Origin of the sequence: Pararcticibacter amylolyticus (genome assembly GCF_003130405.1) — a bacterium.
In the GTDB taxonomy this organism is placed as follows: domain Bacteria; phylum Bacteroidota; class Bacteroidia; order Sphingobacteriales; family Sphingobacteriaceae; genus Arcticibacter; species Arcticibacter amylolyticus.
This window is the reverse complement of record NZ_QEAS01000006.1, coordinates 152,959-167,096: the sequence shown is the minus strand read 5'-3', so window position 1 is coordinate 167,096 and position 14,138 is coordinate 152,959. Positions and strand designations below refer to the sequence as shown.

Genomic DNA, 14,138 nt, shown 5'->3' with positions numbered 1-14,138 from the left:
TTTGCGCTGATCGGCTGTGGTAGAATAGCTCAGCGTCATGCGGAACACATTAATAACAAGGCATGCTTGAAGGCTGTTTGTGATATAGATAAGGATAAGGCAAATAGCCTTGCGAATAAATATGGTGCTATCCCGTTTTATAATGTTGAGGAGCTTTTGAATGCAGATTTGGGAATAGATGTCGTTTCCATTTGCTCTCCTAATGGTCTGCATGCAGAACACACTATTAAAGCCCTTCAATCTGGGTTTCACGTTCTTTGCGAGAAACCTTTGTCTATTTCAGTTTCAGATTGTGGTGACATGATTAAGACAGCTGAGAAATTTAACAAGAGGTTGTTCGTGATTAAGCAAAATAGATTTAATCCACCAGTTACCGCTGTGAAGAACGCCATAGAGGAAGGTCGGTTAGGGAGAATATTGAGCGTTCAAATGAGCTGCTTTTGGAATAGAAACTCGGATTACTATTTGAATTCATGGAAGGGTACCAAAAATTTAGATGGAGGTACCTTGTTTACACAATTTAGTCATTTTGTAGATTTACTTTATTGGATAGTTGGTGATATTAAGAAGATATATGCATTGACTAAGAACTTGCTCCATGAAGATATAATTGAATTTGAGGATACTGGGGTTGTTGCTGTTGAATTTTATAATGGAGCCTTAGGCACCATAAACTATACAGTAAATAGTTACGAGAAAAATATGGAGGGTTCGTTGACGATTTTCGGCGAAAAAGGTACTGTTAAAATAGGTGGACAGTATTTGAATGAGCTCGAATATCAGAATATAGAAGGGTACTCGATTGGAGAATTGCCAAAGGGGGGCACTGCAAACAACTACGGAACCTATCAAGGATCAATGTCTAATCATGACAAAGTTTATGATAACTTATTGGATGTACTTGTGAATGGAGGAAGTATAACTACTAGTGGTTATGAGGGACTAAAGACGGTGGAAATAATTGATAGGGTTTATCAATCTGCAAAGCAATTGAACAATGCATAGACCTACTCTATTGAAGTCTCAAATAAGAGATGTCGAATTTGGCGAGAACGTTAAAATAGTAGAGCCTGTTAACGTCTACGGATGTAAGATTGAAAGCGATTGTTTTATTGGGCCATTTGTAGAAATACAAAAGGATGTATCGATAGGCCAAGGCACAAAAGTACAGTCTCATACTTTTATATGCGAGCTGGTAACAATTGGAAAACATTGTTTTATCGGGCACGGCGTGATGTTTGTGAATGATCGGTTTGCTACAGGTGGTCCTGCAAATGGTGACAAGTCGCAATGGAAGCGAACAGATATAGGTAATAACGTTTCTATTGGTAGTAATGTAACGATTCTACCAGTTAGTATTTGTGATAATGTCGTTATAGGAGCTGGAGCTGTTGTAACTAAGCCTATTCATAAGGCGGGTATATATGCGGGTAATCCTGCAAAGTTATTAAGAGACTTAAGATGAAAATGAGAAAAATTCAGTTTGTAGACCTAAAAGCTCAATATCTTTCTATTAAAGAGAGTATTGATGAAGCAATCTCTAGCGTTATAAATGATACCGCGTTTATTGGAGGAAAATATGTAGAGACGTTCGAAAAAGAGTTTGCGAATTTGTATGGAGTAAAACACTGTATTTCTGTTGCCAATGGTACGGATTCATTATTTATAATAATGAAAATGCTAGGTATCGGTCAAGGTGATGAAGTAATTACGGTTGCAAATAGTTGGATCTCTTCATCCGAGACTATCTCTCTCTGTGGAGCGACGCCTGTTTTTGTTGACATTGATCCTGTGTATTATACGATAGATGAGAATAAATTAGAATCAGCAATTACGTCGAAAACAAAAGCTATCCTTCCAGTTCATTTATATGGACAAGCATGTGAGATGGATAAATTGTGTAAAATTGCAAATAAATTTGATTTGCCAATCATTGAAGATTGTGCTCAATCTCATTTCTCCGAATTTAAAGGAAAGAGAGTTGGAACTGTTGGCATTGCGGGCTCATTCTCATTTTATCCTGGTAAGAATCTTGGCGCTTATGGCGACGCTGGCTGCATCATCACTGACGATGATGATTTAGCACTAAAGTTTAGAATGTTTGCAAGGCATGGGGCGTTGAGGAAGCACTTTCATCAAATTGAGGGAATTAATAGTAGAATGGACGGTCTACAGGCTGCTATTCTTACAGCTAAAATTCCGCATATTTTAAATTGGACGACACTAAGAATTCAAAATGCAAATCAGTATGATGCATTATTAAAGGACATCCCCAATATAATAATACCTGCTAGAAGGGCCGAGTGTAAACATACTTTTCACTTATATGTGATTAGAGCAGAAAAAAGAGATGAGTTGTCTCTTTTCTTAAAGGAGAATGGAGTCGAGACTGCAATACATTATCCCACATCTTTGCCTAATCTATCGGCCTATCGATATTTGGGATATTCATCTGCAGATTACCCTGTCGCGTCGAAATATCAATCTGAAATTTTGTCATTGCCCATGTATTCGGAATTGAGCTACGATGACATTAAGTATATTTCTGACATTATACGAAGGTTCTATAGTTAATGGTTTGTTTGCTTTCTATGTGTGTTTATTTTAATCCACTGGGATCTTTCCAATTCAAACAAGACTGCTTGATTGCTTTTAATGAAAAGCGAAAACTTCTTACAAATCGAAAGATTGTATTTTGATTTGGAGTATCTTGATTGAGGCGGCCGCTATGATTGGAATGGTATGATTATTTGAATTTTTTTATGAAAGTTACAATAATTACGGTTACTTATAATTCTGAAAGATTCCTGAAGTCGTGTATTGACTCTGTTGTCTCTCAGAATTATCCTGACATTGAGTATATAATCATTGATGGTGGATCGACGGACGGAACTGCTGATATCGTAGCATCTTATGGAGAAAAGATTTCCTGTTATAAATCGGAAAAGGACGATGGAATTTATTATGCTATGAACAAGGGTATAAGATTAGCAACTGGACATATTGTTGGCTTTCTCAATTCTGATGATTTTTATGTTGATAACAATGTTATTGCTACAGTTGTAGGCAAATTTTCTTCTCAAGACATTTGTTGTACTTATGCTGATTTACTTTATATAGATCAAGATGATAAAAAAATCGTAAGAAGGTGGATTGCTGGAAGCTATCTGAAGAGAGCATTTAAATTTGGTTGGATGCCGCCTCATCCAACCTTCTATGTAAGAACCGACCTGCTCTTAAAGTATGGGGCTTTTAATACAAATTTTAAAACCTCAGCAGATTATGAGTTGATGTTACGGCTGTTGTTTCGCTATTCAATAAAGCCAAGCTATATCCCCAAGGCGATTGTTAAAATGCGGGTTGGAGGGCAAAGTAATTCTAGTTTTAGAAACCGCATAAGGGCTAACAGGGAAGACTTATTAGCTTGGAAAGTGAATAACCTTAAACCCTTTTTTTTTACTATAATTCTTAAACCTATTCGAAAGATATTACAATATTTTTAGTATTCGTGGCATGGGATTGAAACTTGCGAACGTTTATAAGGGAAGCAGCAGTGAACCTCTATGCGTGCGGAGTACAGCATACAAAGCCGAGTATAATATCAAGTTTATTCACCGCGTTATATAATAAGTTTAAATGTGATAAATAACCTAAGTTGAGAAGTAAGCGTCCGGCCGTCCCATCTTGCGGAAGATTTTACAAGGCAATAGCTTTGCGGGAAACAAAAGAAGATGAATAAAATAAGGACAGCGGAAGAGATGTTCGCCCATGTAGAAGCGTGGAAAGAAAGTGGCCTGAGCCAGAAAGCCTATTGCCATGAGCATATGATCGCCTATCATCTATTTCCCTACTGGACCAAACGGTACCGGATGCTTACGTTGAGAAGTATCTGTCCCGATAGTCAGAGATTGTTAATTTCGTTGTCTCTTATGCTATAACAGATAGCTAAGCTATGTTTTAACTATGGATGTGAGCAGATTCATGTTAAATTTTGTCGTACAGTGGCTTTTTTATAACAAAAAACAGTCTTTCGCTTGTAGCACTTTCCTTTTTATTTACGTATTACCTAAACAGTATTATGAACTATTCAAATATAATTTTAACTTTGACCCGATGAGATACCTTATCCCGTCACCTAAAAACGATAATAATGATCACTTATTTACTTGTTTTTGCCTTAAGTCTCTTTACAGTAGCACTCTCAATCAAGCCGCTTATCACAGTTGCAATACGGAAGCGACTTTTTGATGCTCCGTCTGAATCAAGAAAGATACATAAGAGAATAATACCGAATCTTGGGGGGCTGGCGATCTTTACCGGGTTTCTTTTGGCTGCGGCGCTTTTTGTAGATATCTCCAGTTTTTGGAATGCGAATTATATCCTGGCTGCGGGGGTAATCATATTTATTATAGGGTTGAAGGATGACCTGATTGGGGTAGATCCGATGAAGAAGTTTGCGGCGCAGTTTTTGGCAGGGTTCTTGGTGACGATTCTGGGGGATATACGGATTATGAATTTGGGGGGATTGTTTGGGATACATGAACTTGCTTATCCGTTTAGCGTAGGATTAAGCATATTCCTTTTTGTTGGCTTTATCAATGCGTATAATCTTGTTGATGGGATTGACGGCTTAGCTGGATTTTTGGGACTGATGACGGCTTTGGTTTATGCCGGCTTGTTTTATTATGCCGGGTATCCGCAATGGACTTGTATATGTCTAGCTTTGGCTGGTGCACTGGCGGGATTTTTAGTCCATAATGTATCTCCTGCGAGGATTTTTATGGGGGATTGTGGATCTTTGATGCTGGGATTCATGGTGGCTGCCTTAACGATCCAGTTTATAAATGTAGCGGGTAAGGCAGTGATTGAAATTGGATCTGTTTCGGTTAGTTCGGCTCCTGCTTTGGCTTTGTCGATTGCGGTTTTGCCTGTCTTTGATACGCTCCGGGTGTTCACTATTCGTATTATCAACAATCAGTCTCCGTTTAAAGCTGACCGAAATCATATGCACCACCGGATGTTAGCCCTGGGGATGAATCATATGCAGGCAACGGCTACATTGGTATCGGTGTCTTTAGTATTTATTGCTACTGCTTTCTTCTTGCAGAAAATCGGGAACAATCAACTGTTTGCTACATTAGTCCTTGTGATTATTTTGTTGAATACGACATTGTCTATCTATCTCTATAGTAAGAAGATCCTGGATGAGGTGGCTGTTCCCGGGAGCAATCTCAATTCTGCTGGTGATAGGCCCGGAAAGCCTAATGGTGCCGGGGCGAAATTTACATCTGAAGGGAATGAGTTTGCCGAAAAGGTGTTAAGGGAGGTTTCGACGGAAATGGACCAGGAGCATCTATCTTAGAGAATTAATTTTTTAAAACAATTTCCTGAACAGACGCTTTTAACTAATTAGGCAATCGGCAATATTGCCGACAGGGGTTAGTAGTGGGGAATGAACCACAGAAGGTATGGTCACTTATTTAGTTGTTTTTATTGTTAGTCTTCTGATAGTGGCTTTCTCTATAAAGCCTCTCATCACCATCGCTGTCAGAAAGCGTCTTTTTGACGTGCCTCTGGAGTCACGGAAGATTCATAAGCGCATTATTCCTAATCTTGGCGGAATCGCAATATTCACGGGAATGCTTCTTTCTCTGGCTTTATTTGGGGATATTCTGAATCTTGAAAATGCGAATTATATTCTTGCCGCGGGTACTATCATTTTTCTGACAGGTGTTAAGGATGATGTGATTGGGGTGGATCCGCTTAAGAAATTCATTGCTCAGTTCGTTGCGGCGGGAATATTGGTGGGGCTGGCGGATCTTCGCATTACCAGCCTGGAAGGGTTGTTGGGAATATATGAGCTGGCTTATCCTTTAAGTGTTGTCTTGAGTGTGGTGTTGTATGTAGGGGTGATCAATGCGTATAATCTTATCGATGGAATTGATGGGCTGGCCGGCTCTCTCGGACTTATTGCTTCTCTGGCATTTGCATTTTTGTTTTACAGCTCAGGAGAGTATCACTGGGCTTATATATGTCTTGCTCTGGCTGGTGCCCTTTGTGGTTTCCTGATGCATAATGTGTCTCCGGCAAGGATTTTTATGGGGGATTGCGGCTCATTGATGCTTGGTTTGATGATGGCTACTTTTGCGGTCCATTTTATCAATATCGCTGGTAAAGGTACGATCGAAACGGGAATTATTCCTGTGACTGCTGCGCCCGGACTTGCGCTGGCAATTGTCCTATTGCCTGTATTTGACACACTAAGGGTATTTGCCATTCGTATTGTTCATGGACAGTCGCCATTTAAGGCTGATAAGAACCATATGCATCACCGGATGCTTGAACTTGGAATGAATCATTCGCAGGCGACCGGCGTGCTTGCGTTTGTCTCGGCTTTATTTGTGGCAATGGGTTTTTCCCTGCAGCATATTGGAAGCAACCAACTGGTTCTTACTTTGGTGCTGACGATCGTTCTTCTGAATACTGGTCTTTCTATATATCTTTACAGCCGAAAGGTGTCGGCCGAAAAGGGGGACGAACAGTCTGTTCTCCGGGCAGAGCCTCAAATACCGGTTGTTATTACTCCTGATCTGATCTCTGAGAATAAGGACCTGGTGGAAAGGGCCCTGAGTAAGGTTGCTCAGAATTAATTTCGCTCATTTTAATGAAAATATTCCTCATTTATTTTGTCCTGGTTTTTAGCGGTTTTGCTGCTTTTTCCCAGTCTTCTCTTTTACCTGTATCGAATATAAACCCGTCATCCCGCTTATACCGGATTGAGGAGGGGCTTGAACATACTGCCATCCAGCCTTTAGTGCTGGATAAAGAGACGAGAGATTCCCTGCGTCAGCGGGTGCTTCCTGAAAAGGAGTGGCAATCGCGGAACTGGCTTTACAGGAAGTTGTTCCAGGAACATCTTATTGAATGGAAGTCGGATGATTATGAGGTGAACTTCGATTTCTTCCCGGATATGTGGATTGGTAAACAGACTGACAGAACAATCTGGAATAATACGAGGGAGATTGGTATAGAGGGGCATGTTGGGAAACAATTCAGTTTTAGTGCATCTGTGACTGAGAACCAGGGGAAGTATGCCTTGTATTATGATGAATACATAAGAAGGAACAGGGTTATTCCGGGTCAGGGTAATGCGGCGAAGGCCTACGGTGACGGTGGTTTCGATTTTTCTAACTCGTCGGCTAACTTGTCTTATACGCCTTCAAAATATCTGAACTTCCAGCTTGGATATGGCAAGAACTTTATCGGAAATGGATACAGGTCGTTGCTGTTGTCGGACTTTGCTTTTAACTACCCTTATTTTAAAGTGACAGCGTCATTAGGGAAAGTTCAGTATTCGGTGATGTGGGCACAGTTCCAGGATCTGTATGAAACAATTTATGATGATGAAACTCCTTTTCCCAAAAAGTATGGAGTATTTCATTACCTCGACTGGAAGGTGAATAAGCGGCTGAACCTGGGATTGTTTGAGAACGTGATGTGGGAGCCGAGAGGCGGTGAATGGAGCTATGCTGTGCCTATTTTGTTCCTGCATTCTGCTCAGTATAATAATGGTTCGCCGGATAAACTCCTGGTGGGTTTGAACGGGAGTTATAAACTGAGCGACCAGGTACTGGCATATGCGCAGGTCAGCGTGAATGAGTTCACACTGAAGGAAGTATTTGGCGGCAACGGGTATTGGGCGAATAAGTTCGGGGGACAGCTGGGGATACGTGCTTTTAACTTGTTTAAGATCCCGGATTTAAATGTTACTGTGGAGCATAATTCGGTCAGGCCTTATACTTATTCTGCCAGTAAGCGGATTAAGAATTACGGGCATTATAATGAGCCGCTGGCTCACCCTTTTGGTGCGAATTTCAGGGAGTCGCTGGCTATTGTAAATTATAGTTTTAAACGCTGGCAACTGCAGCTCCAGGGGACACTTGCTAACTATGGGCTTGATCAGGACGGACTTAATTACGGGAAAAACATTTTCCTGGATTATACCAGCCGTATTGATGATTATGGGGTGAAGATAGGGCATGGCCTCAAGACGGATTTTTTCTATGCTAATTCGTCGCTTGCGTATGTTCTGAACCCTAAGAATAATTTGAGGATAGAGGCGGCATATACTTATCGGCAGGAGAAGAATGATCAGTTCACTAACCGGGATGGCTTTGTTACGATAGGATTGAGGGCTTCATTCAGAAATCTCTACAAAGATTTTTAAGCTTCTACGCGTTCTTTCAGGATATAGTCGGATAGTTCTTTAATGGGATGGGAGAGAATTTTCCCAACCTTTATATGGTGTTTTTTGCAGACCTTTTCGAGTACGTCCCTAAAGTGCCATGCGATGGATCCCACGAAATGACAGGGATAACGGCGGTAGTCGGCATAAGGCATGATATGCGACCTGACGAAGCTTTCCATTCCATCTTCAATCAGTGTTTCTGTAAAAGAGACCGAGCGATGCCTGCTCAGGAAGGGGGTAAAGGAGGCCAGCCAGATATTGGGCAGGGGACGCTGATAGACATTCTTTATGACGACTTCCCTGTCGATGTAATAGCTTGCTTTAAAGTCTTTTCTGAGTGAGGGCGGCATTTTGCGCTGAAGGAAGCTGATGATCAGCTTTTTGCCGTACCAGGAGCCTGAGCCTTCGTCGCCTAGTATGAAACCCAGTCCGTGTTTGCTGTAGTGTACTTCCTGGCCATCAAAAAACGCAATATTTGAACCTGTTCCGAGGATGCAGGTAAAGCCTTCTCCATTACCGCAGGTGGCATAAGCGGATCCTACCGCATCGTTTTCAACGTTAATGAATGCATTTTTAAAAACCTGGGAAAGGCCGTTGGATACCATTTCGCGTTTATCGGGATTGGAGCATCCTTCTCCAAAGAAATACACTTCTTTTGCTTTGTCTGCGTATTTTTTTATTTCAGGGTCGGTTGAAAATATTCTGGCTATTTCGCGGTCGTTGATGAAGAAGGGATTAATGCCTTTTGTGGTGAATTCTACCTGCTCGGCATTGTCAAAATTTATAATCCAGTCTGTTTTAGAAGATCCGCTGTCTGCAACTAATATCATCTTTAAATCTCTTCCAGTACCTTTGTAGTAAGAGGTTTGCCTATGAAATTGGTTACCAGGTCATTGTCCTCTACTTGCTTTAGGTCATTAGGGTCAAGTGACGAAGATAGCATATAAATTTTTAAATCTGAATAAAACTTCTGCTTTATTTCGTTCAGTTGTTCCACGAGTTCAAAACCGTTCATTCCCGGCATTCTGATATCAAGAAAGATAATGTCAGGCGCGTCCTCTGTTCCGGCAGACTCGGTAAGAAAGTCTATTGCCCTGAAGGGAGACTCTATGACTGTGATCTTTTCTGCGAAATTGCTGGCCTCAATAATCTTTCGGTTGATCAAGTTATCTATATAACTGTCATCTATCAATAATACTGAGCTATATTTAAAATCTTTCATCTTGTTTAGCACAGAGCCTAAGAGCGCCTGGTCTTTTGTACGGAACGCAAAAGAATAATGTTTCAAAAAATGAATTTATTTCTCTGGTTTGATGAAACCTTATCAGCACGGTACAGCTTCGCTGCTACCCTCTTATTACCCCATCCCAAATATACAATATCTGTGCCTCTTTTACTTATGTTTATTTCGGGGCAGGGAAGCTGTGTTACAGGTCAAGGTTTCCGGCCAGCTCTTTCAGCGCTATTTCAGCGGTTTTCGCCTGGTACTGCGCATCTGTATACCGTACATTTGCATCAATGTAATTTCTTTGTGCTTCGCGGAATTCTACCGGTGTTACGCTCCCGAGACGGAATTTGGCCAGCGTAATGTCCATGTTCTGTCTTGCCACGCCTACATTTCGTTCTTCCAGTTTAACCAGTTCCATATTTGTCTGATAGGTTTGAAACGCGGTTAAAAGCTGGGCGTTAATATTCTGTTTGAGTTGTTCAAAGCTGAGGTGGGCGTTGTCAATCCTGATTTCCGCGTTTTTTTCGTTTCGTTTTTGCAGGAAACCATTAAAAATATTGACAGATGCGGTCAATCCATAAGAAAAGCCCTGGCCCCTGGCGTCTCTGGCGAATCCTAATTCTGAGTGTGACCGGGTGAAGTTGTATCCGGAACTTACTCCAATTACCGGGTAGCGGGCTGCCTTCACCTGCTTTAAGTTGAGCCTTGCAATGCGTTCGTTGATGAATGCTGCCTGGATGGACGGGTTCTGCCGCGAAGATAGGTCAAGCAAGGACTCATATTGTAGTTTTGTATCTACGGGGATGCTGTCGCCGACAACAAAGTTTGTGCTGACGTCGCGTGCTAATAGTTCATTCAACACTACTTTTGCTGATCTCACTGCATCTCTTTGTCTCAATAGATTGGTGGTATCGGTGTTTAAGTCTACCGTGGCAGTGAGGACTTCGAGCTTTGCTGCTTTTCCTATCTGGTAACGGTTTTGCGCTGTTGTGAGACGAAGCCGGGAGATTGCAACCGCACTGTCGGTAGCTTCCAGCTGCTGCTGGAGCCGGATCAGGTTGTAATAGTTGTTTACGACGTCGGAAACGGTGTTCTGGATGGTGGCGCGCATGTTGGTATCGTCCAGCTTGCGGAGCTCTTTTAATTCATCGTAGTTGGCAAACATGGCAAACCCGTCGAAAATCGTCCAGTTGAGGCCTACTCCGTAGGTGGTATTCCAGTTATTCGCCCTGTCGACCTCTCTTACAGATCCGTCGGCCTGGGTCTGACGGGTATTCTGGATGGAGGAAGTGTTGTTGAGGTTGCCGGAAACGGAGGGGAGCATGCCTGCCGCGGCAATGTTTACGTTGTTAGCGCTTATTTCGGCTGTGTTTTTTGAAAGCCGTATGTTGTAATTGTTTTGGAGGGCAATGCGTACGGCCTCCTCCAGTGTTAATACCTGCTGTGCCCTGAGCTTCAGGCCGGAAAACAGGAGGAGGGGGAATATGATGAGATATGATATTTTAGTCATGAGATACGGGATATAAGAAAACGGGTGACATCATTAATGATATGTGACGGGTGATACTTCTTCTTCGCGGCTGATGGCGTCTATTCTTTCCTGCTCTTCTGCCGATTTCCGGTCTCTCGACCACATCGAGTAGATGGCCGGGATAATAAACAGTGTCAGGATCAGTGAAAATATAGTCCCGCCGACAATCACGATCCCCATCCCCATACGGCTCTGTGCGGCAGCGCCGAGTGCCATGGCAATAGGTAGTGCTCCTAATGCGATGGCAAGACTCGTCATCAGGATGGGTCTTAACCGTGCTTCTGCAGCTTCTACTATTGCCTGCATTTTGGGTTTACCTTGTTCCCGCAGCTTATTTGCGAATTCTACTATCAATATTCCGTTTTTGGTTACCAGTCCGATGAGCATGATGGTCCCGATCTGGCTGAAGATATTCCAGGTTTGGCCGCAGAGCCAGAGAGAAAGCATGGCGCCTGCAACTGCCATTGGAACGGTCAGTATGATGATGAGAGGATCCATGAAACTTTCGAACTGGGCAGCTAATATGAGGTATATCAGGAGCAGAGCAAGGCCGAATGCAAACAGGGTATTCGAGCCGCTTTCGACAAAGTCGCGTGATTCTCCGCTCAAATCGGTGGAAAAGCTGTCGTCGAGCACTTCTGCCGAAATTCTTTCCATGGCCTCGATTCCGTCGCCAATACTTTTGCCGGGGGCCAGTCCCGCGGATACGGTGGCCGACAAGTACCGGTTGTTATGATAGAGCTGCGGAGGACTGCTTTCTTCTTTCATGGTGACCAGATTATCCATCTGGATCAGCTGCCCGGTATTGCTTCTCACAAAAATAGAAGTGAGGTCGAGCGGGTCGTCCCTGTCGGCTTTGTCGAACTGGCCGATCACCTGGTATTGCCTCCCGTTCATCATGAAGTAAGCAAACCGCTGACCGCTTAGCGATAACTGAAGGGTTTGGGCGATATCAATAACGGATACTCCCAGACTTTTGGCTTTGTCGCGGTCGATGGAGATGTTGATCTCGGGCCGGTTAAACTTGAGGTTGACATCGTTTACGGTAAAGATCGGATCTTTTGATACCTCGTCCATAAATACCGGTATTTTTTCCCTGAGCTTCTCGAAGTTCGGAGCCTGGATGATAAATTGTACCGGCAGCCCGCCGCGCCTGTTCACTGAAATGGTCGGCTGTTCCGTTACCATGATTTTCCCTTCCGTATATTTCCGGGTCATCTGTGTCAGTTTCTGGCCGATTTCTTTCTGTGTGCGTTCTCTTTCATCCGGAGGAACTAACTTGATCAGCATACGTCCGGAATTGATGGAAGCGGAGCCAAAGCCTGGTGAGGTCATCACCAGGTTTACCCGTTTCTCGGGGACTGAATCATTCACCAGTTGGGTTAGTTCGTTCATATATCTCGACATATAGTCGAAGGATGCGCCTTCCGGTGCATTCACCACAGTCCTGAGGTAACTTCTGTCATCGTAAGGGGCTGTTTCTTTCTGAAGGATCTTGTAGAAAAGGCCAATGAGCACCAGGCATCCCAGCAATATCGGGAAGCTGAGCCATCTTTTTTTCATAAATCGGTTAAGCGATCCTGCATACCCCTTGTTAAGCCGTTCAAAGTATGGTTCTGTCAGCTCATAGAAACGCGATTTCTTGTGTGTGCCTCCCTTCATCAGATAGGCGTTCAGCATCGGCGTCAGGGTGAGTGAAACGAAGGCTGAAATTAGTACGGCCGCACCTATCACAACACCGAATTCCCGGAACAGGCGCCCGACGAAGCCTTCCAGGAATATTACCGGAAGAAATACCGCGGCGAGCGTAATAGAAATGGATATAACCGGGATAAATATTTCATTGGCTCCTTTGATGGCTGCTTCGATGGGGGACATTCCCTCTTCAACTTTTTTGAAGATATTTTCGGTCACTACAATTCCGTCGTCTACTACCAGACCTGTCGCCAGAACGATGGCCAGGAGCGTCAGCACATTGATGGAGAACCCCATGGCATACATGATGAAGAAGGTGGCGATGAGGGATACCGGGATATCAATGAGTGGCCGGAAAGCGATGCCCCAGTCGCGGAAGAACAGGTATATAATGAGAATTACCAGGATCAGCGCTATTAGAATGGTCTCGGCCACTTCGGTGACCGATTGTTTGATGAACAGGGTATTATCAATCGCGATATCGAGCTTTAAATCATCGGGAAGCTCTTTTTTTAATTGTTCAAAACGATTCTGAAATGCTGAAGCGATTTCGAGATAGTTGGTCCCCGGCTGTGGAATAACAGCCAGTCCGACCATCGGTTCGCCTGACTGAGTCATTTCCGTTTCCAGGTTTTCGGGGCCGAGGCTGGCATTGCCGATGTCTTTAAAACGAATGATCTTATCGCCCTGTGTTTTGATAATGAGATTGTTGAACTGTTCGTCGTTGGAAAGGTTGCCCAATGTTCTGACACTTAATTCGGTGTTTTCTCCGGTTACCTTTCCTGATGGTAATTCTACGTTTTCCTGGTTAAGCGCGGTTCTGACATCTGATACGGTTAAGCCATAAGATGCCAGTTTTACAGGGTCGATCCACAGGCGCATGGCGTATTTTTTTTGTCCCCATATCTGCACGCTGCTGACTCCGGGTATTGTCTGGATGCGCTGCGAGATGACGTTTTCAGCATAGTCGCTTAGTGCCATCTGATCTCTTTTGCTGCTTTGCACCGTCATGGTAATGATCGGGTCGGAGTCGGCATCGGCTTTTGCCACAACGGGTGGTGCGTCGATATCCTGCGGAAGGCTGCGGGTGGCCTGGGACACTTTATCTCTGACGTCATTTGCGGCTTCTTCCAGGTTCTTGTCGAGGTTGAACTCGATCGTGATATTGCTGGAGCCCTGGTTGCTCTGGGAGGATATATTCCTGATCCCGTCAATGGAGTTGATCGATTTCTCCAGTGGTTCCGTGATCTGTGATTCAATGATATCCGGGTTGGCGCCTGCGTAATTGGTTCTGACAGAAATGATTGCCGGATCTATCGAAGGGTATTCCCGGATACCCAGGAAGGTATATCCGATCACTCCAAATAAGATCAGCATCAGATTGAGTACGATCGTAAATACGGGGCGCTTTATGCTGGTGGTTGATAAACTCATAA

General features: G+C 43.4%; 12 protein-coding genes. 8 read left to right on the top strand and 4 right to left on the bottom strand.

Annotation, left to right across the window (positions count from 1 at the left end):
- The 8 genes from DDR33_RS08855 to DDR33_RS08820 all read left to right on the top strand — a co-directional run.
- The coding region (locus DDR33_RS08855; RefSeq protein ID WP_109415412.1) for a Gfo/Idh/MocA family protein at nt 1-1,005 on the top strand (1,005 nt) is incomplete at its 5' end.
- Between the two features lie 10 nt (nt 1,006-1,015).
- Nucleotides 1,016-1,465 (top strand): acyltransferase, encoded by a 450-nt coding sequence (locus DDR33_RS08850; RefSeq protein WP_238387727.1) that lies wholly within the window; start codon nt 1,016-1,018, stop codon nt 1,463-1,465.
- Nucleotides 1,462-2,574 (top strand): DegT/DnrJ/EryC1/StrS family aminotransferase, encoded by a 1,113-nt coding sequence (locus DDR33_RS08845; protein WP_238387726.1) that lies wholly within the window; start codon nt 1,462-1,464, stop codon nt 2,572-2,574. The genes DDR33_RS08850 and DDR33_RS08845 overlap by 4 nt, the downstream gene beginning before the upstream one ends.
- Before the next feature lie 188 nt (nt 2,575-2,762).
- Nucleotides 2,763-3,503, top strand: a complete 741-nt coding sequence (locus tag DDR33_RS08840; protein WP_109415543.1) for a glycosyltransferase family 2 protein — start codon at nt 2,763-2,765, stop codon at nt 3,501-3,503.
- A 228-nt stretch (nt 3,504-3,731) separates the two neighbouring features.
- On the top strand, nt 3,732-3,938 hold the full coding sequence (gene tnpA / locus DDR33_RS08835; protein ID WP_109415410.1) for an IS66 family insertion sequence element accessory protein TnpA: 207 nt from the start codon (nt 3,732-3,734) through the stop codon (nt 3,936-3,938).
- Nucleotides 3,939-4,150: 212 nt separating this feature from the next.
- The gene (locus DDR33_RS08830) at nt 4,151-5,362 is read left to right on the top strand and encodes an MraY family glycosyltransferase (RefSeq protein ID WP_109415409.1); all 1,212 of its coding nucleotides are present in this window, start codon (nt 4,151-4,153) and stop codon (nt 5,360-5,362) included.
- Nucleotides 5,363-5,468: 106 nt separating this feature from the next.
- Nucleotides 5,469-6,650 (top strand): MraY family glycosyltransferase, encoded by a 1,182-nt coding sequence (locus DDR33_RS08825; RefSeq protein ID WP_109415408.1) that lies wholly within the window; start codon nt 5,469-5,471, stop codon nt 6,648-6,650.
- 14 nt (nt 6,651-6,664) lie between these two features.
- Nucleotides 6,665-8,227, top strand: coding sequence for a hypothetical protein (locus DDR33_RS08820; RefSeq protein ID WP_109415407.1), 1,563 nt, complete (start codon nt 6,665-6,667; stop codon nt 8,225-8,227).
- On the opposite strand, the gene DDR33_RS08815 is transcribed toward DDR33_RS08820, so the two are convergent.
- The 4 genes from DDR33_RS08815 to DDR33_RS08800 all read right to left on the bottom strand — a co-directional run bounded on the left by DDR33_RS08815 (nt 8,224) and on the right by DDR33_RS08800 (nt 14,136).
- The gene (locus tag DDR33_RS08815) at nt 8,224-9,078 is read right to left on the bottom strand and encodes an N-acetylglucosamine kinase (RefSeq protein WP_109415406.1); all 855 of its coding nucleotides are present in this window, start codon (nt 9,076-9,078) and stop codon (nt 8,224-8,226) included. The two genes, DDR33_RS08820 and DDR33_RS08815, sit on opposite strands and share 4 nt — an antisense overlap.
- Nucleotides 9,079-9,080: 2 nt before the next feature.
- A complete protein-coding gene (locus tag DDR33_RS08810; RefSeq protein WP_109415405.1) occupies nt 9,081-9,536 on the bottom strand; it encodes a response regulator in 456 nt (151 codons plus the stop codon).
- A 139-nt stretch (nt 9,537-9,675) separates the two neighbouring features.
- Nucleotides 9,676-10,986: a TolC family protein gene (locus DDR33_RS08805; protein WP_109415404.1), complete on the bottom strand. Its 1,311-nt coding sequence runs from the start codon at nt 10,984-10,986 to the stop codon at nt 9,676-9,678.
- Between the two features lie 33 nt (nt 10,987-11,019).
- Nucleotides 11,020-14,136: an efflux RND transporter permease subunit gene (locus tag DDR33_RS08800; RefSeq protein WP_109415403.1), complete on the bottom strand. Its 3,117-nt coding sequence runs from the start codon at nt 14,134-14,136 to the stop codon at nt 11,020-11,022.
- Between the last annotated feature and the right edge of the window lie 2 nt (nt 14,137-14,138).